The sequence below is a fragment of the Acetivibrio straminisolvens JCM 21531 genome (genome assembly GCF_000521465.1).
Classification (GTDB): domain Bacteria; phylum Bacillota; class Clostridia; order Acetivibrionales; family Acetivibrionaceae; genus Hungateiclostridium; species Hungateiclostridium straminisolvens.
The window spans coordinates 1-20,118 of sequence record NZ_BAVR01000024.1 but is presented as its reverse complement, the minus strand read 5'-3'; the positions used below and the strand labels follow the sequence as shown (position 1 = coordinate 20,118).

Annotated in this window: 15 protein-coding genes, 1 tRNA gene and 4 pseudogenes; 15 read left to right on the top strand and 5 right to left on the bottom strand. The window is 38.9% G+C overall.

The features are described 5' to 3' along the window. Window positions 1-12: 12 nt before the first annotated feature. The 7 genes and pseudogenes from JCM21531_RS07995 to JCM21531_RS07965 all read left to right on the top strand — a co-directional run bounded on the left by JCM21531_RS07995 (window position 13) and on the right by JCM21531_RS07965 (window position 6,409). Entirely contained in the window at window positions 13-900 is an 888-nt protein-coding gene (locus JCM21531_RS07995) for a YicC/YloC family endoribonuclease (protein ID WP_038288910.1), read from the top strand. A 19-nt stretch (window positions 901-919) separates the two neighbouring features. Further along, entirely contained in the window at window positions 920-1,198 is a 279-nt protein-coding gene (gene remA / locus JCM21531_RS07990) for an extracellular matrix/biofilm regulator RemA (protein WP_038288908.1), read from the top strand. Between the two features lie 12 nt (window positions 1,199-1,210). Beyond that, window positions 1,211-1,820 (top strand): annotated as a pseudogene (gene gmk, locus JCM21531_RS07985) (guanylate kinase). A gap of 40 nt (window positions 1,821-1,860) precedes the next feature. Beyond that, window positions 1,861-2,097 (top strand): DNA-directed RNA polymerase subunit omega, encoded by a 237-nt coding sequence (rpoZ, locus tag JCM21531_RS07980; protein ID WP_094184763.1) that lies wholly within the window; start codon window positions 1,861-1,863, stop codon window positions 2,095-2,097. A gap of 139 nt (window positions 2,098-2,236) precedes the next feature. Then, window positions 2,237-3,431 (top strand): annotated as a pseudogene (coaBC, locus tag JCM21531_RS07975) (bifunctional phosphopantothenoylcysteine decarboxylase/phosphopantothenate--cysteine ligase CoaBC). 93 nt (window positions 3,432-3,524) lie between these two features. After that, window positions 3,525-4,913 carry a glycine--tRNA ligase gene (locus JCM21531_RS07970; protein WP_038288906.1) on the top strand — a complete coding sequence of 463 codons (1,389 nt, stop codon included), beginning with the start codon at window positions 3,525-3,527 and terminating at the stop codon, window positions 4,911-4,913. A gap of 164 nt (window positions 4,914-5,077) precedes the next feature. After that, the gene (locus JCM21531_RS07965) at window positions 5,078-6,409 is read left to right on the top strand and encodes a sensor histidine kinase (RefSeq protein ID WP_038288905.1); all 1,332 of its coding nucleotides are present in this window, start codon (window positions 5,078-5,080) and stop codon (window positions 6,407-6,409) included. Between the two features lie 79 nt (window positions 6,410-6,488). Here the strand turns inward: JCM21531_RS07965 and JCM21531_RS07960 are convergent, their stop codons facing one another. Genes JCM21531_RS07960 through JCM21531_RS21380 form a run of 4 tightly spaced genes read right to left on the bottom strand, consistent with a single transcriptional unit; the run spans window position 6,489 to window position 8,423 of the window. Continuing rightward, window positions 6,489-6,716: a cyclic lactone autoinducer peptide gene (locus JCM21531_RS07960; protein ID WP_243467422.1), complete on the bottom strand. Its 228-nt coding sequence runs from the start codon at window positions 6,714-6,716 to the stop codon at window positions 6,489-6,491. Continuing rightward, window positions 6,706-7,305, bottom strand: a complete 600-nt coding sequence (locus tag JCM21531_RS07955) for an accessory gene regulator AgrB (RefSeq protein ID WP_038288902.1) — start codon at window positions 7,303-7,305, stop codon at window positions 6,706-6,708. Before JCM21531_RS07955 ends, JCM21531_RS07960 begins: the two co-directional genes overlap by 11 nt. A gap of 45 nt (window positions 7,306-7,350) precedes the next feature. Continuing rightward, window positions 7,351-7,911: an SPASM domain-containing protein gene (locus JCM21531_RS21385; protein WP_243467421.1), complete on the bottom strand. Its 561-nt coding sequence runs from the start codon at window positions 7,909-7,911 to the stop codon at window positions 7,351-7,353. An 11-nt stretch (window positions 7,912-7,922) separates the two neighbouring features. After that, window positions 7,923-8,423 (bottom strand): radical SAM protein, encoded by a 501-nt coding sequence (locus tag JCM21531_RS21380; protein ID WP_243467420.1) that lies wholly within the window; start codon window positions 8,421-8,423, stop codon window positions 7,923-7,925. A gap of 489 nt (window positions 8,424-8,912) precedes the next feature. Between JCM21531_RS21380 and ppdK the strand changes: the two are divergent. The 5 genes and pseudogenes from ppdK (at window position 8,913) to JCM21531_RS07930 (ending at window position 15,578) form a co-directional block, all read left to right on the top strand. Continuing rightward, window positions 8,913-11,561 (top strand): annotated as a pseudogene (ppdK, locus tag JCM21531_RS07945) (pyruvate, phosphate dikinase). A gap of 209 nt (window positions 11,562-11,770) precedes the next feature. Beyond that, entirely contained in the window at window positions 11,771-12,280 is a 510-nt protein-coding gene (locus tag JCM21531_RS23655; protein WP_279379007.1) for an MFS transporter, read from the top strand. Beyond that, complete coding sequence (locus tag JCM21531_RS23650; protein ID WP_279379006.1) at window positions 12,277-13,023, top strand: MFS transporter; 747 nt, start codon at window positions 12,277-12,279, stop codon at window positions 13,021-13,023. The genes JCM21531_RS23655 and JCM21531_RS23650 overlap by 4 nt, the downstream gene beginning before the upstream one ends. A gap of 384 nt (window positions 13,024-13,407) precedes the next feature. Continuing rightward, window positions 13,408-15,330 (top strand): S-layer homology domain-containing protein, encoded by a 1,923-nt coding sequence (locus JCM21531_RS07935; protein ID WP_038288900.1) that lies wholly within the window; start codon window positions 13,408-13,410, stop codon window positions 15,328-15,330. 174 nt (window positions 15,331-15,504) lie between these two features. Further along, a tRNA-Gln gene (locus JCM21531_RS07930) sits at window positions 15,505-15,578 on the top strand. 141 nt (window positions 15,579-15,719) lie between these two features. On the opposite strand, the gene JCM21531_RS07925 is transcribed toward JCM21531_RS07930, so the two are convergent. Next, window positions 15,720-16,118 (bottom strand): hypothetical protein, encoded by a 399-nt coding sequence (locus JCM21531_RS07925; protein WP_243467419.1) that lies wholly within the window; start codon window positions 16,116-16,118, stop codon window positions 15,720-15,722. Window positions 16,119-16,333: 215 nt separating this feature from the next. Between JCM21531_RS07925 and JCM21531_RS07920 the strand changes: the two genes are divergently transcribed. The 3 genes and pseudogenes from JCM21531_RS07920 to JCM21531_RS07905 all read left to right on the top strand — a co-directional run bounded on the left by JCM21531_RS07920 (window position 16,334) and on the right by JCM21531_RS07905 (window position 19,912). Next, window positions 16,334-16,681 (top strand): cupin domain-containing protein, encoded by a 348-nt coding sequence (locus tag JCM21531_RS07920; protein WP_038288897.1) that lies wholly within the window; start codon window positions 16,334-16,336, stop codon window positions 16,679-16,681. A 417-nt stretch (window positions 16,682-17,098) separates the two neighbouring features. Further along, a pseudogene (locus tag JCM21531_RS07915) lies at window positions 17,099-18,471 on the top strand (PhoH family protein). 214 nt (window positions 18,472-18,685) lie between these two features. Beyond that, a complete protein-coding gene (locus JCM21531_RS07905; RefSeq protein WP_038288892.1) occupies window positions 18,686-19,912 on the top strand; it encodes a glycosyltransferase family 4 protein in 1,227 nt (408 codons plus the stop codon). The last annotated feature ends 206 nt before the right edge of the window (window positions 19,913-20,118 follow it).

Below are 20,118 nucleotides of genomic sequence, written 5' to 3'. Positions count from 1 at the left end.
GTTGGCAAATTTATGATAAGAAGTATGACTGGTTTCGGAAGAGGAAAATCTCAGGCTGACGGCAGAGAGTTCCTTGTTGAGATTAAGACTGTAAATCACAGATATTGCGATATTTATATAAAATTACCAAGGCAGATATCCTTTCTTGAAGATAAGGTAAGAGAAGTAATAGGAAAAAGTATTTCAAGGGGGAAGGTTGATGTCTTCATTAGCTATGACGATTTTAGTGAAGATTCAAAGAATATTTTGATTGATGAAGGCCTTGCCAAAACATATATTAAAAGTGTGGAGTATTTGAGAGATAAATACGGATTGAAAGACGATATATCCGTATCTCTCATAGCAAAGTTTCCCGATATCCTAAAGGTGGAAAAATCCGAGCAGGATGAGGATAAAATTTGGGTCCTTCTTCATGAGGCTTTAAGTCAAGCTCTTGATGCGCTGATAAATATGAGACAGGTTGAGGGCGAAGGCTTAAGAATTGATTTACTTGAAAGGGCGGATGTTATTGAAAAAGTTGTCCGGGAAATAAGCATAAGAGCACCCGAAGTTGTAAAAGAATATAAATGTAAACTTGAAAACAGGATAAAGGAAATACTGGAACAACAGGTAATAGATGAAAACCGTATGGCTATGGAAGTTGCTATTTTTGCTGACAGATGCAACATTGACGAGGAGCTGGTTAGACTTGGAAGTCACATAAAGCAGCTACGTCATACCCTAAACAACAATGACTCCGATCAACCTGTGGGGAGAAAATTGGATTTTCTGCTTCAGGAAATGAATAGGGAGATTAATACTATAGGTTCAAAAGCAAATGACTTAAGCATAACTCAGAATGTTGTAGAGATAAAGAGCGAATTGGAAAAGATTCGAGAGCAGATTCAAAATATTGAGTAATGTGGGAGGAAGAGATCTGATGAAACTTATAAATATTGGTTTTGGTAATATTGTATCGGCAAACAGACTTGTCGCCATTGTAAGCCCGGAGTCCGCACCGATAAAGAGGATAATACAGGAAGCCAGGGAGAGGGGCATGCTTGTAGATGCTACCTATGGCAGAAGGACTAGAGCGGTGATTATTACAGACAGCGATCATATCATTTTGTCTGCCGTTCAGCCTGAAACTGTGGCACACAGGTTGAATACAAAGGAAGTAGAGGAAGTTGAAGTAGACGAAGAAGATATTGATGAATAGGAGTGGCTTATAATGTGCTGTGAGGGGCTGCTGGTTGTCGTATCCGGTCCGTCTGGAGCAGGAAAGGGTACACTTTTGAATTTGCTGAAGGATTCCGGTGACGACAGTATAAGGTTTTCGGTTTCGGCTACCACGAGGACGCCAGAAAAGGCGAGGTGGACGGACAGAATTATTTTTTTAAAACCAAAGATGAATTTAAGCTTATGATTGAAAATGATGAACTTTTTGAATGGGTGGAGTATTGTGACAACTTTTACGGGACCCCGAAAAAATATGTCGAGGACACCGTAAAAGAGGGCTATGACTGTTTGCTTGAGATTGAAGTGGAAGGCGCGGCAAAGGTAATGGAAGCTTATCCCGAATGTGTTTCGGTTTTTATCCTGCCGCCTCATTTGAAGAATTGCGAAGAAGGATTGAAAAAAGAGGTACCGAAGATATTGAAGTGGTAAATAAGCGCCTTGACAGAGCCAGAAAGGAAATTGCTTATGTTTCAAACTATGATTATATTATAGTTAATGACAATCTTAAAGAAGCAGTAGAAGGTCTGCGCAGTATAATCAAGGCAGAAAAGTTAAAGCTCAAACGAAACAGAGAAATACTCGTTAAATTTCAAAAGGATTGATAATTCATTTAATAGTTAAATTAAGGGAGGTTTTGCTTCTATGAAGGAAAAGAAAGATAAAACCACAAGTATGATTGAACCGGGAATAAACTCTCTGCTTTCAAAGGTCGATAGCAGATATACTTTGGTAGTTGCTACTGCCAAGAGGGCAAGACAGCTTACCGAAGGTGCCAACAAGCTGACGGACTGTGAGTCGGATAAGCCGGTTACAATAGCAATTAATGAGATTGATGAAAGCAAAATAACATACATAAGGACCAAGAGCGGAATAAAATAAGTATTTTTTATAAATATAGATTTGCTTCTTGGAAGAATGGAAGCTTTAAAAAGGTTGAGATAGCGATTGAATCAAAATCGAAATCTTAATCTTATTTTTTAGCCTATTACAAGGCATTGTTTAAATTGGGAGGTGGATTATGTTAAAAGGAAAAACCGTAGTAGTTGGTGTTTGTGGCGGAATAGCTGCTTATAAGGCTGTAGAGCTTGTCAGCAGATTAAAGAAGCTTGGTGCCGATGTGCATGTCATTATGACGGCAAATGCTGTAAAATTTGTTGCGCCCCTCACCTTCCGTTCCATATGTCACAATCCCGTAATAACCGATATGTTTGAGGAGCCAAAGATGTGGGATATTCAGCATGTTTCCCTGGCACAGAAGGCAGACCTCATTGTTGTGGCACCGGCAACAGCCAATATTATAGCAAAGTTGCCGGAGGTATTGCGGATGACATGCTTTCTACAACTATTATGGCAGCAAATTCTCCTGTTTTATTTGTACCTGCATGAACGACAAGATGTATGAGAATCCCATAGTTCAGGGAAACATCAATAGGCTTGCTTCTTTGGGCTATCTCTTTATGGAGCCGGATACGGGGCTTATGGCCTGCGGCACCAACGGAAAGGGAAGGTTTCCTTCGCCGGAGGCGATTGTGGATTATGTGAAGGGGATTTTAAGCAAAAAAAGCGACTATGAAGGCTTAAGAATTCTAGTGACTGCGGGGCCTACAAGGGAGCCGATTGATCCTGTGAGATATATTTCGAATCATTCATCGGGGAAAATGGGATATGCGGTTGCAAAGGCAGCTTTAGAAAGAGGCGCTTTTGTAAAACTGGTTACCGGTCCTGTAAATATCACTCCGCCATCCGGGGCTGAGGTTGTTTGTGTTACCAGTGCTATTGATATGTACAATGAGGTAATGAAATCCTATGAAAGTTTTGATGTATTGGTCATGGTAGCGGCTGTGGCTGATTATAGATGTGCATCGGTTTCCGAAAGCAAGATTAAAAAGTCGGGGGATAGATTTACCGTCGAACTGGTAAAGAATCCCGATATAGCAGCAGAGCTTGGAAAAGTAAAAGGTGACAGGGTATTGGTGGGATTTAGTGCCGAGACGGATAATCTCCTTGAAAATGCAGCTTTGAAGCTTGCATCAAAAAATATGGATATGATAGTTGCCAATGATGTTACCGTGGAAGGTGCTGGATTTGGTGTTGATACAAATATAGTAAAGTTTATAAAAAGGGACGGCAGCAGCATTGACCTGCCCATAATGAGCAAGGAGGATGTTGCCCATCGGATTTTGGACGAGGTTCTGTCGATTGGGAAAGGATAAAAGATTTTTATAATTATAAGCTGTTAAAGTGCGAGATACTGGTATATAATTTAAAATAAATAATTTCTTATAGTATTCTAAGGAGGCATTCTAATGGAAGTAAAAAAGACAATGGAGAAAATTGTGGCCCTGGCTAAAAACCGAGGTTTTATTTATCCTGGCTCTGAAATATACGGAGGTTTGGCCAATTCATGGGATTACGGACCTCTTGGAGTAGAACTTAAAAACAATGTAAAGAAGGCATGGTGGAAAAAATTCGTTCAGGAAAACCCCTACAACGTTGGGGTTGACTGCGCTATACTGATGAATCCGCAGGTATGGGTTGCATCGGGACATGTGGGCGGTTTCAGTGACCCTCTTATTGACTGTAAGGATTGTAAGACACGCCACAGGGCGGATAAAATGATAGAGGACTGGAATCTTCAAAACAACATGGATGTCAAGGTTGACGGCTGGACCAATGAAATGCTTATGGAGTATATCAGGGAAAAGAATGTAACCTGTCCTGAGTGCGGTGGAAAGAATTTCACCGATATCAGAAAGTTTAATCTCATGTTTAAAACCTTCCAGGGGGTAACTGAGGATTCAAAGGCTGAGATATATTTAAGGCCGGAAACAGCACAGGGTATATTTGTAAACTTCAAAAATGTTCAGAGGACAACGAGAAGAAAGATACCTTTTGGTATAGGACAGATAGGAAAGTCCTTCAGAAATGAGATAACACCCGGAAACTTTATTTTTAGAACCCGTGAGTTCGAACAGATGGAGCTGGAATTTTTCTGCGAACCCGGAAAGGATCTGGAGTGGTTTAATTACTGGAAAAACTTCTGCTTCAACTGGTTACTGAGTCTTAACATTAAAGAGGATAATCTGAGAATGCGTGACCATTCAAAAGAGGAACTGTCCCACTATAGCAATGCCACAACGGATATTGAATACCTGTTCCCGTTTGGTTGGGGAGAATTGTGGGGAATTGCCGACAGGACCGACTTTGACTTAAAACAGCATGCAGAGCATTCAAAAGAAGATTTGTCCTACTTTGACCCGAATACCAATGAAAAATACATACCGTACTGTATTGAGCCTTCTCTTGGTGCCGACAGGGTTACTTTGGTATTCCTTTGCGATGCATATGATGAAGAAGAGGTGGCAGAGGGAGATGTAAGGGTAGTACTGCGTTTCCATCCCGCCATTGCTCCGGTTAAAATAGCTGTGCTTCCTCTCTCTAAAAAGCTCGGGGATGACGCATACAAGGTTTATGAGATGCTTATCAAAAAATACCCGTGTGAATACGACGAGACAGGAAGTATCGGAAAGAGATACAGAAGACAGGATGAGATAGGCACACCTTATTGCATAACCTTTGACTTTGATTCTTTGAATGACGGGAGTGTTACAATAAGAGACAGAGATACCATGCAGCAAGTGAGAGTTAAAATCGATGAACTTTACTCCTATTTTGAAGGAAAGTTTGATTTCTAGATTTCAAAAATATTATTAATTGAAGGATATTACTGGGATTGTAGGTAATATCCTTTTTTATATAATTATGTTTTGCGTTTGGATTAATTTAATTGTATTATATAAATGGAAGGATATTTTGACAATTTTGAACGATGTAAGTCTACAATCCGGGGGGAATCTATTTGCAAGGAATAATAAGATTTATCATTGACAATTTTGTAACAGTATTCGGTGCTGCCATTTTAACTGCATTTACAGCTCAACTTATTTTTAATACGAAGTTTAATGCAAGGATCTTGTTATTGTACGCTTTATCATTTGTCGTTATTTCAGGGGCAATTGTAGCATTTGCAAATTACGGTTTGGTAAAGTTTTCTCCCAATATTGCGATGGTGTTTAAAACCATTTTTACTACTCTGACATCAATATTGCTGCTTAAGTTTTTTTTCAACTTGAGCATCCATAAAGGCATTATTTCCGAGTTTATTTACAATTTATTTCTTGCTATAGGAAACTATGTTGCTCTTTTTACCTTTAAATCCTTTAAAATCGAGCTAAATGAGATTAAAAGCTCATTGATGTATACAGTTATTGCTTTTGCAATAATCAATATGATAGTAATAATTATGTTAGGGTTAATAAAATCCTTTAAAATGTTTTCTTGTTTTCCGCCGGAGATTAAGACAAAGGCATACAAAAACTATTTGATTTATATATTGCTTGTGTTTACTATAATAATGTTAAACTTTAATTATTATGTAGAGTTTGGCGAAGCGGCAGACGGCTTGACAATTATGCTAAGTGTGCTGATGCTTGTTGTTTTTTTCATGTTTTCAATATTTTATACAAATACTCTTTTTATGCTTGAGGAAAGTACCCAGGAGCTTGAGTACCAAAAATTCTACAACAAGGCATTGCAGTCTATAATAAATGACTTGAGAAGATTTAAGCATAATTACAACAACATTCTTGCGGTATTTGGAGGTTATATAAAGAACCAAAAATGGTCCCAGGTAGAGAAATATTACAACGAAATATGTTCTGAAATCGGTAAAGTAAGCTTTTTGGATAATTTGACTTCGCTGAATATCAAGAGTGCCGGTGTTTTGGGGCTTATAATGGCGAAATACAATTACGCAAAAGAAATGGGTGTTGATTTCAGAGTAGTTACCGATGGAGAAATTGATGAGGTAAAAATGAAAATATCGGAGTTTTGTGAGGTTCTGGGAATTCTTTTGGATAACGCCATAGAGGCTGCCAAAGACAGTAAAGAGAAGAAGGTTGAGGTTTTTATGAAAAGGGGAGAGAAAGCCCTGAGTTTTATTGTATTGAACGGAATCAGCGAGCAGGTTGATGTAACCATGATTTATGAGAACGGATACTCAACCAAAGGAGAAGGAAGGGGCTTGGGACTTGGAATTGTTAACAGCATAGTTTCAAAATATAAGCACGTAATGCTAAATACCTTTGCAGATGATTCAAAATTCAGACAAGAATTAATTATTAATCTATAATTTTATGTCTCGTTGAAACACTGTTGCTGAAAAAAGCTCGGGAATGCAGTATCCCGAGCTTTTAAGAGTTGGTCTTATATTAGTCTTCTTTTATTAATGCCTTTGGAATTTTTGGCTGTTCTATTGCCCACGAAGTGCAGCTGTTTGAAGAGGCCTGCGCAATGAAGATTGCAAATATTGATATCCATCCCAACAACAGAGCCAACATGTCGCTTTTTGTCGATGTCTTTAATGTTCTTAACATACGAATCACCTTTCCTTTCCTTTTAATTTCGTTTATTGCGTTGGTTGTCCGTTTAAAGCCCATTTCCATGACGTGCTCCCATTATTTTATATGTAGCGGGGAGCATGCCTAAGCATACGAACAAAGTTGAAAGAATAATTGCATTGGAAAAAACGTTTTGAGTTATTGATGCAGATATTAGATATTCAAGGATAAGTACTATATAGGCAGCGGTTTTTAATTTCTTCTTTTGCTTTTTGCTTACTATAGGCTTGTTTTCATGGTCTGCCGGTGCATAAAGGTATAGTATTGCGGCGCAAAACGGCATAATGGGCAAAATTAGAACAACCGGTTTTATAAATGACAGCAGCAGGGATAAATAGACTGAACCAAAGGTGATGGCACTGTTGGTAAAAAGGCAGCCCCAAAAGGTTTTGGCATGCGATCCCCCTGCAAAGACTCTGAGCAATCCAAAAGAAAGAATAAAGACAATTGTGAGTCTGAAAACTCCCAGAAAATAAGCCGTTGACAATATTATTGTCATCTTTATAATATCCGCAATCCATAGATACAGACCGTAATTTATGATTTCGGCTTTGTCGTCATCTATATCCTTTACCCTTTTTTTAATGGCATTGGTGATATTGTTGCATAACTTTTTGAGTAACCACATAATTTCTTACCCCATCTATTAAATTTTTACCTCGTCCATTAAATTCTATAGCCAGCAGCCCGGGTCTTCGGCAAAGTAGTCTCCATAACAGGCATAGGCGATGGCTCTACACCCTCTGCAGTTTTCAAGATTTTTACAAGAGCCGCATTTTGAAAGTCTGTTGTTTCTTTTTAGTTTGTTTAGAACCGGTGATTTATAAAATACTTCCCGAAGGCTTTGCTCCGGAAGCTTGCCCACAATCACCGGAAGGCGCCTGCAGGCCATTACATTGCCGTCGGATAATATGCAAAGTCCGGCTTTGCCTATAAGACAGCCTCTTTTTAGGCTGTAGCCTTCGGGCACCAGGTTTTGGGTTGAAGATAGGGTTTCTTTGTCCAATACCAACCCCCACAGGTTGTCCTTGTATCCGAATTGAGTACGGCAGCCTTTTGCACGAAGTTTTTTATACTCATTATCAACTTCCAGTAAAAGCTCTTTGTATTCTAGAGGATCAATTATTTCTTCCTTCATGTTTTTAGCGGATCCCACCGGCACAATTCTGTCAAAATCGAAACCGTCAAGACCTATTTTAGCCGCCAGTCTGACTACCTCAATTAGCTGGTTCATATTTTTTCGGCTTAAGGTAAACATGCACATTGCACGTATGCCGGCATTTTGAGTACCTCAAAAGCTCTTAAAGCGTCATCAAAACTTCCGGGCTTTCTAAAATAATCATGGGTTTCTTTAAGTCCGTCAAGACTTATCTGATACATGTCTACTCCGTATCTTTTAAGATGCAGAGCAGTTTCCAAATCAAGGTGATATGAGTTTCCGGCCATGCCTAAAGGATAGATGTTTTTTTTGGCTGTATATTCAAGAATTTCAAAAAAGTTGTTACGAAGCAGGGGATCACCGCCTGTAAAATAGATGCTTCCTTTTCCCGATCCTACAGTATCGAAAAAATCATCGATTATTGCTTTACAGTCCGTCAATAACAGCTCATTGTCCTTTTCCGATTGGTAAAAGGGAGAGTCATACATATAGCAATGCCTGCATTTTTGATCACATTTAGCCGTAATATGCCATTGAAGAAAAAAGTTTGGTTGTCCGGTTTTTGAGTTTACAAGACATACGCACAAAATGAACCTCCTTTCCTTTTTACGACATTGTTAAGAATTATCTTTGGTGTTTGCCAAATATACTGTTGGTGAATTTAAGTGCCGCAAGAAAAGGTCTCAGAGCTAGTGATAAAGCAATGTATATACGGAAGTTCTCGTATGAAGTGATAATATTAAAGTGAAATTTATATCTATTTAATGTTATTATATAACAATATTTTGATTTTGTAAAGATGTTTAGTCAAATTTCAAATCCCTGTATGAAATGATATTTTTTGGGTAATTTATTAACATGGTTCAAATTGGCAAGCTTATTAAAAGAAATGCTGCATATTTTAACAAAAATATAATGAAAAATATTAATATTATGTTATAATTAGATAGGTTGAGGTGAATTATTCCTGACAAATCTATTTTACAACCTTCAAATGCTTATTTGGGAAAGTATTGCTATTTATGTGCTTTCCTACACACATAAAGAAAAAGTAAATAATAATAGGAGGTTATTTTATGGCAAAGTATGTGTATTTATTTAGTGAAGGCAATGCATCAATGCGTAACCTGCTTGGAGGAAAGGGTGCTAACCTTGCTGAAATGACAGGTTTGGGACTTCCGGTACCTAGAGGCTTTACAATTACCACAGAAGCTTGTACACGTTACTATCAGGATGGAAAGATCATTGCCAAGGAAATAGAAGATGAGATATACAGCACTATGGCAAAGGTCGAAGAGATTGTCGGGAAGAAATTCGGTGACCCATCAAATCCATTTCTTGTTTCTGTTCGTTCCGGTGCCAGAGCATCTATGCCGGGTATGATGGATACCATATTAAATCTTGGACTTAATGATGAAGTTGTTGAAGGACTTGCAAAGCTTACCAATAATGAAAGGTTTGCATATGATAGCTATAGAAGATTTATTCAAATGTTCAGCGATGTTGTTATGGAAGTTGAAAAGTCGAAGTTTGAGGCTATTCTTGATTCCGTAAAGGAAGAAAACAATAAAGAAAATGACTGTGATCTTACTGCTGAAAACTTAAAGGAAGTAGTAAAAAGATATAAAGAGCTCTTTAAAAAGGAAAAAGGTTTTGATTTTCCTCAGGAGCCGAAAATGCAGTTAATGGAGGCAGTTAAAGCTGTTTTCCGTTCATGGGATAATCCTAGAGCTATTGTATATAGAAGATTGAATGACATCCCTGGCGACTGGGGTACTGCAGTTAACGTTCAGGAAATGGTTTATGGAAATATGGGTAACGATTCCGGTACGGGAGTTGCCTTTACAAGAAATCCATCAACAGGGGAAAAGAAACTCTATGGAGAATTCCTGATGAATGCTCAGGGAGAAGACGTTGTTGCAGGTATTAGAACTCCTCAATCAATTGACCAGTTGAAGGATATAATGCCCGATGTGTACAACCAGTTTGTGGAGATAGCACAAAAGCTTGAAAAACATTATAGAGATATGCAGGACATGGAGTTTACGATTGAAAGAGGAAAACTCTTCATGCTCCAGACAAGAAACGGAAAAAGAACTGCAGCAGCTGCTTTAAAGATAGCTGTTGACTTGGTAAACGAGGGAATGGTCACAAAAGAAGAAGCGATTATGAAAGTTGACCCAAAACAGCTTGATGCACTGCTTCACCCGAATTTCGACCTTCGGCGCTGAAAGCTGCAACACCTGTAGCAAAGGGATTGCCTGCTTCACCGGGAGCAGCAACCGGAAAGGTTTACTTCAGTGCTGAAGATGCAGTAGAGGCAGCTAAGAGCGGAGAAAAGAACATTATTCTTGTAAGGCTTGAGACTTCTCCCGAAGATATTGAAGGTATGCATGTATCAAAAGGAATACTCACAGGCCGTGGAGGTATGACATCTCACGCAGCTGTTGTTGCGCGCGGCATGGGTACCTGCTGTGTTGCAGGCTGCAGCGAAATCAGAATAAATGAAGAAGAAAAGTACTTTATTGATAAAAACGGAAAGAAATATGTGGAGGGAGACTGGATTTCCCTTGACGGTTCTACAGGTAATGTTTACGGTCAAAAGCTTCCTACAGTAGAGCCTGAAATGACAGGAGATTTTGCTACACTTATGCAGTGGGCAGATGAAATCAGGACTCTTAAGATTAGAACCAATGCCGATACTCCGGCAGATGCTATTCAGGCTAGAAAGTTTGGAGCTGAAGGTATAGGACTTTGCCGTACAGAGCATATGTTCTTTGATTCCGACAGGATTCCGGCAATGAGAGAAATGATAGTATCAAGAAATGAAGAGCAAAGAAGGAAGGCTCTCGATAAGCTCCTGCCTATGCAAAGAGGAGACTTTGAAGAACTGTTTACCGCAATGGAGGCTATCCTGTGACAATCAGATTCCTGGATCCTCCGCTTCATGAGTTCCTGCCACAAGAGGATGAAGACATTGAAGCTTTGTCAAAAGAAATGGGAATCTCTTTTGACGAACTCAAGCAATAGTAGCCGAACTTCACGAATTTAATCCTATGATGGGACACAGGGGATGCCGTCTTGCGGTCACATATCCGGAAATTGCGGAAATGCAGACAAGGGCGGTTATTGAAGCTGCAATTAACGTAAGCAAGAAGAATTTGAAAGTTGTGCCTGAAATTATGATTCCATTGGTTGGTGACGTCAAGGAGCTCAAATATGTTAAGGACGTAGTTGTTAGAACTGCCAATGAAGTGATTGAAAAATCGGGCGTCAAGTTAGAATATAAAGTTGGAACAATGATAGAAATTCCAAGGGCAGCCATCACTGCGGACGAAATTGCAAAAGAAGCGGAATTCTTCTCCTTCGGAACCAACGACTTGACTCAGATGACCTTTGGATTCAGCCGCGACGATGCAGGCAAGTTCCTCGAAGAATACTACAACAAGAAGATATACGAGTCCGATCCTTTTGCAAGACTGGATCAGACAGGTGTAGGAAAGCTTGTTGAAATGGCTGCAAAGCTTGGAAAGCAGACAAGACCGGATATTAAACTGGGTATATGCGGTGAACATGGAGGAGATCCGTCATCTATTGAATTCTGTCACAAGACCGGGCTCAATTATGTATCATGCTCACCGTTCCGCGTGCCGATTGCAAGGCTTGCAGCAGCTCAAGCAAGAGTGAATGAGAAAAACGGTACTAAGGATTTGGGACAGAAGTAATGAAATAATTAATATATAAAAATATAAAAAATGCTTGACGTAATGTCGAGCATTTTTTAACGTTTTTTTACCTGTATGGGGAAGGATTTTTACGCTTTTTTATCTTTCTATTCATCCTAATTGTGTAAGAAACATAATTACTATATAATTTGATTGTGTATCTTTAAAGAAACATTTAGAAAAAGAAAATTTTGTAGAGGGGAAAGAGTATGGAAAAAAGTAGTGTAGCTTCACCAAAATTTAATCGCTGGATTCCTGTAATTGCGAGTATAGCAATTCAGCTGTGTCTGGGTACAGCGTACATTTGGAGTGTATTCCAGTCATACCTTATCATTAGTGAAACAACACCCAATGCTTTGTTTAACTGGCCGGCAACTCACGGTACATTAGCTTATTCGCTGCTATTGGGAATGTTGACGGTCGGCAGTACACTCGGAGGAAAATTGCAAGAGAAATTGAAACCAAGGACAGTAGTTATTGCTGCAGGAGTTGTACTGGGGATAGGTTTTTTTCTTGCCAAGTATACTACTGAGGCAAACCCATGGCTTTTATGGCTTACATACGGTATTTTAGGTGGTTTGGGAATGGGAATGGCTTACACGACTACAATTGCCTGCTGCCAGAAATGGTTTCCTGACAAAAGAGGCTTGGTAACGGGAATTATCGTTTCGGCTTTGGGATTTGGAGGTCTTTTGTTTACTCCTGTAGCTGAAGCTTGATTAAAGATTATGGTGTTCTGAACACATTTGCCATATTGGGAATTGTGTTTTTTGTGGTGAATTTGGTAGGAGCATTTTTTATAATTACTCCTCCCGAAGGTTTCAAGCCTCAAGGCTGGACACCGCCGGCTACAAAAAATGGAGTTGCTGTAAGGAGTTTTACTCCGTCCGAAGCTTTAAAAACACCTCAGCTATATATGGTAATTGTTGCATTTATGTGTGCAACTGCTGCAGGTTCAATGATGATTCCTATGGCGAAAATTCTTGGTCTGCAGCCGGGTAGCGGCTTGACAAAAGAAGCAGCTGTTGCGGGAGTTATGATTATCAGTGCATTCAATTCTTTCGGTCGTCTTTTCTGGGGAGCAATTTCAGACAGACTGGGAAGAAAGAGGACACTTTTAATACTTCTTGTTATCGCAGCAGCGTCAATCCTAGGAGTATCATTTACGAAAGCATATTTAATGCTGGCATTTATTGCAATCATCGGATTTTCATATGGAGGTTTCCTTGGAGTCTTCCCGGCATTGACTGCTGACTTCTGGGGAACGAAAAATGTCGCAACAATTTATGGCCTTATTCTTCTTGGTTTTGGTGTCGGAGCGGTAGCTTCTTCATACATTGTTGCTTATTTCAGTGCATCAAAGGCATTTTTGACGGCATTTGTTATTGCCGGTGTTGCAGCAATTGTGGGATTTGCAATAATTGCCTTTTTGAAACCTCCGAAACATGCGTCTGAAAAGTAAACAATAACACATAGATTTTTATATGTTCAGCTCAAAATTACACGTTATAAGGCTTGGTGCAGGGATATGCATCAAGCTTTATATGTTTATTGTAGAACCTTTAGAGATTTACATTGAATGATAGAAATGCTATAATTTATTTGTACTTCTGTCAATTTTATCGTTCAATACAGCATTTTACAAAATTCTTTACACTTAGTCTTTACACTTAATACGAACTTTCTCCAAATCTAGTTTTTTGGGGTCAAATTTTTGATTTTTTACACTAATTTTCGTAAATTATACGAAGCAAAGGGTGAGGGGGTCTGAATAAAAGCAGATAAAAAGCAGAGTTTGGCAATAGCAAATCAAATATCGAATTTTAATTGAGGAGGCAAATTATCAATGAAGAAAAAAAGACTGATATCATTACTGCTGGCGGTATTTATTGCTGCTATATGCCTGCCGACAGGATTTGCGCAGGCGGAAAGTGTGCCGAGTATTGAGCTTGTGTTTGACCGCAATACGGGAGAGATTGGAGATATACTGATTGGTACTGTCAGGATAAACAACGTAAAGAATTTTGCGGGATTTCAAGTAAATATTGTATATGATGCAAAAGTATTAATGGCTGTGAATCCTGAGACAGGAAAAGAACTGGGGTCCTCAGAATTTCCTTCGGGACGCACTTTGCTGAAAAATAACGATTTTGGACCTTTGCAGATGGTCTCGAATAATAAGGAAGAGGGAATACTGAACTTTGGAGCTACATATACATATTTGAATGAGTACAGGGAAGCGGGAGCAGCAGAGGAAAGCGGTGTAATTGCAAAAGTTGGATTTAAGATACTCCAAAAGAAAAATACTGCTGTAAAATTCGAGGATTCTGCAACTATGCCCGGAGCTGTTTCTGGAACATTTTTATTTGACTGGAACGGAGAAAATATTACCGGATACAAAGTAATACAGCCGGATGGGCTGAAGTTTGGTGGCAGTTCCGAGCCTCAAGAAACACCGGGAACACAAATTCCGGGTTCTGAGACTCCTTCGGTAACTCCGTCGGCTACACCGGAAGTTACACCACAAATTACGCCTAGTATTGTTCCTTCACCGACAGTTAAACCAACTGAGACACCTTCATCGACAGGACATGCTGTGAAAGTAGAGATTGAGCCTGTGATTGATGAGACTACAGGGGCAGCAAAGGCTGTAATAGATGATGAAAAATTAGGCAAAGCTATTGATGAAGCAGAAAAATCGGAAGGTGAAAAAACGGTTGAGCTGAGCATAAGGAAGGCTGAAAATGCCGATACCTATATACAGGAACTTCCGGCTAAATTCCTTCTTAGCAATAGTGCCGAATACAAATTGAAAGTAGCAACAGAGCTGGGAACTGTAGAGGTTCCTGCCAACATGCTGGACAACCCGAGTATATCAAAACTTATTAAAGAAGATTCCGTTGTTGAACTTGTTGTTAAAGAAGTAAAAATCGAGGAATTGAGTGCAGAGCTCAGAGAAAAGATAGGCAACAGGCCGGTAATTGATATAAGCGTGGTTGTGGACGGCAAGAAAGTTGAATGGAGCAATTCTAAGGCCAAGGTTAGGGTATCGATACCTTATAAGCCTGATGCAAAAGAGCTGGAAAACCATGAGCACATTGTTGTACTTTATATTGATGCTGCAGGCAAAGCAGTTTCTGTACCTAGCGGAAGATATGTGCCTGATTTGGGTGTAGTGACATTTGAGACAAATCATTTAAGCATTTATGCAGTTTCATATGTTCACAAGACCTTTACGGATATCGGTTCCTATGCTTGGGCTAAAAAGCAAATAGAAGTTTTAGCTTCTAAAGGAGTAATTAACGGTACATCGGATACCACCTTTACACCTCAGGCAGATATAACAAGGGCGGATTTCATGATACTCCTTGTAAAGGCACTGGGATTAACTGCTGATGTTACTTCTAATTTTGACGATGTGTCCGAAAAGGATTATTATTACGAATACGTGGGAATTGCAAAAGAGCTGGGAATTACAACAGGAGTTGGAGACAACAAGTTCAATCCGAAAGCAAAAATCACAAGACAGGATATGATGGTACTCACAACAAATGCCCTCAAGATAGCAGGAAAAATTTCAAGCCCGGGAACGAGTGCCGATGTTGAAAGATTTTCAGACAAAGCTCAGATAGCTTCATATGCGGTTGAGGGTGTAGCAACCTTGGTTAAAGAAGGTATTGTTGTGGGAAGCGGCAATATTATAAATCCAAAGGGAAATGCTTCAAGAGCCGAACTTGCAGCAATTATATACAAGATTTACTACAAGTAAAATTTTCTCCAACATTGTTTGACATAAAATAAGTATGGGGAGCGGCCTTTTGATGGGTCTGCTTCCCTTATTTACGCCACAGGTAAAATATTCTTTTATATTTTTATTAATTTTTGATAAAAATATCGTTGCATTTAAAAAAAATCTGTGTTATAATACTTTTTGCAAAAGCGTTGCGGGATTGTGTAATGGTAGCACGAATGACTCTGGATCATTTTGTGAGGGTTCGAATCCTTCTCCCGCAGCCAATAATAAATATGAAACGTCTATGTTTTGCACATAGGCGTTTTTTATATTCTAAAAAAGAATATTAAGCCTTGAAGATTTTAATGTTTACTCAAAAAATAAAAGGGCGCCAAGGCCCTGTTATTTACGAATAAAACTTTGTCTTACGGCTTTACAGGGAGATTGTCAACAATTATAACGGTACTTCCTGTAGGTTCAAACCCTGTTTCGGTAGCCAGATAAAATGTAATAGTGTGCTCACCGAGCATTTTAAAGTTTACATTGTTCCAAATCAGGACATTGGAAAATGCATTGTCCTTTACATCCACTGCATTTATTTTTGTCTCATGCATTAGCTCGTTCATCGGGTCCGTAAGCCGGAACTTAAAATTGATTATACCGTTTGGAATATTTGAAACCATTGTATAGGTAACAAAAGACAAAGTAATGGGCGGAGCTTTAAAAAAAGGGTTGAACAAAAGGTCCCGTCCATGAAGCTTTGTTATTTCATCAAATACCAGAATATTTACAATCGCCGGAGATATATTTTTTATGTTAATCACCACCTTTACATACAGCTCTTATCTATTTTACTCCATGAAATGGCATTATTCAACAGGCATGAATAATGAAACATGCAAAAACGGAAAAAGTCAGGCTTGCAACAATGGCTTTGGAATAATCGTATTGTAATGTTTAATGCAATATAATAAAATAATATATATTGAAAATGTAGAAAGTTTATCTGTTTAATATTTTATAAGAGGTGATTAAATAAATGATTAAAAGAGAAAAGGATATGATTAAGGAAATAAAGGAGCAAATGAGGGGCGGAGAAGGCTCGGTTGAGCTCTTGCATATTTTCAAACAGGAAGAGCTTAGGGGAAAAGCCAGACTCTGCGCTAAAATTACTATAAATCCCGGTTCGTCAATTGGTCTTCATGAGCATGTTGGTGAGGAAGAGATATTTTATATAATAAGCGGAAAGGGTTCGGTAAACGATAATGGAACTATCACTGAAGTTGGGCCCGGTGATGCGGTGATTACAGGCAATGGAGCTTCTCATTCTGTGGAAGCTGTCGGAGATGAGCCCCTTGTAATGATGGCAGTGATTCTCCTTTACTGATTGTATGGAAAGCCCGGTGCGTTGAAAAAAACCGGAAAGGGTTCTGGTTCAGAACCCTTCAATGTTATAAAAAGCTTTAATTTTTTATCCGGGTTAAAAAAGAGAATCATTTTGCAATATCAAATGGTTTAATTGTACTTTAATTTTACTTTTATTTTTTTCCCTCGTCAAGCATAATTACCTATCAATTCCAGCAGTTGCTTACGATTTTTGGAGTTTGTGTTTAAAAATCGATAAAAAACACAAATAATATCGTGATTTATTAGGAATGTTTATTTTTCATGTGATTTGAATGTTGAGGTAAAATATTATCTACTAAGGTTATTTACGGCATGCGCCCGACATATTTTATTATAGGCTTATTTTGCCGATATTTATTACAAATACAAAAATTCAATAGAATGGGAGCGATCAACATTGAAAAAAACCTTCGTTCTTGACACAAATGTATTGCTGCAAACTCCATTTGCGTTGTATTCCTTCGGGGACAACAATGTTGTAATACCCGAAGTGGTACTGGAGGAACTGGATAAGTTTAAGAAGGACAACACCGAATTGGGTGCCAATGCACGGCATGCGGCAAGGATTCTGGACGATTTGAGGGCAAAGGGAAAGTTAAATGAAGGTGTAAGGCTTGAAAATGGAGGACTGTTAAGGGTTGAATTAAACTGCAACAGTGTTAAGCTTCCGGAAAGCTGGGATGATTCAAATAACGACAACAGAATACTGAAAGTTTGTAAGGGCCTGCTCGAAAAAGGCGAAAATGTTTTTTGGTTACAAAGGATATATTTGAGAGAATAAAGGCAGATATTCTGGATATTGTAGCCCAAGACTTTTTTGCAGAGCAGGTCCCTGTATTTGAGGAGCAATATAAAGGAAGGATGGATGTATATACCACAGAGGAGAAATTGAATGAATTTTACAGTAAAGGGTTCTTGGATCAAGAGGACATTTTCCTGTTTAACGCCGATTTCAGCAAAAAGAAACCGAGCTTGATTGTAAATCAGTTTCTTTTGATACAATCTTATATAAATAAAAAACATACTGCTCTTGGGCGCTTTGACGGTAAAAAAATAGTACCGCTGAATTTTTTGAATGAACATCCTTTCGGAGTTACCCCGAGAAATGCAGGACAGAAATTTATGCAGGAGGCCTTGATGATGGATGCAGACAAGGCGCCCCTTGTAATAATCAAGGGGCCGGCAGGGACGGCAAAAACTTTCTACTCCCTTGCAGTAGGGCTGCACAAATTATTGGATGATCCGAACAAGCTGTACAGGAAGATCCTTGTGTGCAGACCAAATGTGAGACTGGATGAGGATATAGGATATCTTCCGGGGACAGAGCAAGATAAAATTGCTCCGTTTTTAAGACCTGTTATAGACAATTTGGAGATATTGATTGACAACGACGATAAAGAGAGGTATTCCAGTGAAAAAGAGCTAAAGGACAAGATTGACGAATTGTTTGACAGAAAAATTATCAATACGGAGGCCATTGCTTTTATAAGAGGAAGATCCATAGTTAAGCAGTGGATAATAATCGATGAGGCTCAAAACCTCACTCCCAAGCAAGTTAAAGGTATCATAACAAGAGCGGGTGAAGGAACCAAGATAGTACTAATTGGGGACCCGGAGCAAATAGATCATCCTTTCCTTGATATCAGAACAAACGGTTTGTGCTATGCATCTGAAAGGATGAAGGGAAGCAGCCTGTGTTTCCAGGTTTCTTTGTACGACGAGGAATGCGAACGTTCCGAACTTGCTTACGAAGGTGCAAAAAGAATGTAAGACATAAAGGAAAAAAGCAGGAATTTTAATTGGCTTGACGAATAATAATAGACTTATATATAATAATTTTGGTTTTTGTATCTAAGGTGGTTGAATTTACCAAATATTTTTTCGCTTAAGTTGAAATCTTTCTCTATAAAAAAGAATATATTGCGTATACTAGTATATAGACAACACAGTAACAATTGCAGAATTTCCGGTGGAGGAGAGTTATATGCGGATTTTAATGCTTTCATGGGAGTATCCCCCTAGAATTGTCGGAGGGATATCCAGAGTTGTTCACGGCTTGGCGCAAAAGCTTGGAGCGCGGGGCTGTGATGTTCATGTTATAACATGCTGGGAGATGGGAACTCGGGAGTTTGAGAGGGATGAAAATGTCAATGTACACAGGCTCCATTCCTATGACGTAACTCCGAACAATTTCGTTGACTGGGTTCTTCATTTAAATTTCGCTATTGTGGAACATGCTACAAAGCTTATAAATGAAACGGGTAAGTTTGATATTATCCATGCACATGACTGGCTGGTTGCTTTTGCAGCGAGAGTTTTAAAGCATGCCTATTCTACACCTCTTGTTGCAACGATACATGCTACAGAGCATGGCAGGAACTGGGGTATACATAATGACACCCAGCGGTATATAAACAATGTGGAGTGGTGGCTTGCTTTTGAGGCCTGGAGGCTTATTGTCAATAGCGAATATATGAAGAATGAAGTTATGTCCATATTTAAAATTCCCAATGACAAAATAAATGTCATTCCCAATGGGGTTGATCTGGATAAATTCAGAGGCTATAAGAAAGATATGGATTTTCGGAGAAAGTTTGCACAGGATAACGAGAAAATTGTATTCTTTGTTGGAAGGCTGGTAAACGAAAAAGGTGTACATGTACTGATAGATGCACTCCCAAAAGTATCCCACTTCTATAACGATGTTAAGTTTGTGATTGCAGGAAAAGGTCCGCAGCTTGATCATTTGAAATGGAAGGCTGAGAGTATGGGCGTATCCCACAAAGTGTACTTCACCGGATACATAAGCGATGAAGAGCTTCTTAAACTCTATAAATGTGTTGATATTGCAGTTTTCCCAAGCCTTTACGAACCTTTTGGAATTGTAGCTTTGGAAGGTATGGTTGCAAATGTTCCGGTTGTCGTTTCCGATACCGGAGGGCTTGGAGAAATTGTAGAACATGGCGTTGACGGTATGAAGTCTTACACGGGAAATGCCAATTCCCTTGCAGACAGCATATTAGAAATACTTCATAACCCGGAAAAAGCGGAGAAAATGAAGAAAAAAGCATTGGAGAAGGTTAATTCGATTTACAATTGGGATGCAGTCACAGAGAAGACGTTGGGTGTATACAAAGCTATTTTGGATGAAAGCAAGCATGTACAATGGGGAACCCCGATAATGAGGGGGGAAGTGGAAAGGCTTAACTGATTTGGTAAACGGAAGTTTCTTAAAAAGGAGCTGGCATGACATCTGCCGGTTCTTTTCATATATGTTTGCCGCCGTTTGATATTTGAAAGTTTTAGCTCTTTTTAAGTAAAATATTGTTTATAATAATTAGAAATATGCTATAATAATAAAGGCTTAGATTAATTATGAAATATATACGGTATGTTTTAAATATATTTAAAAAATAG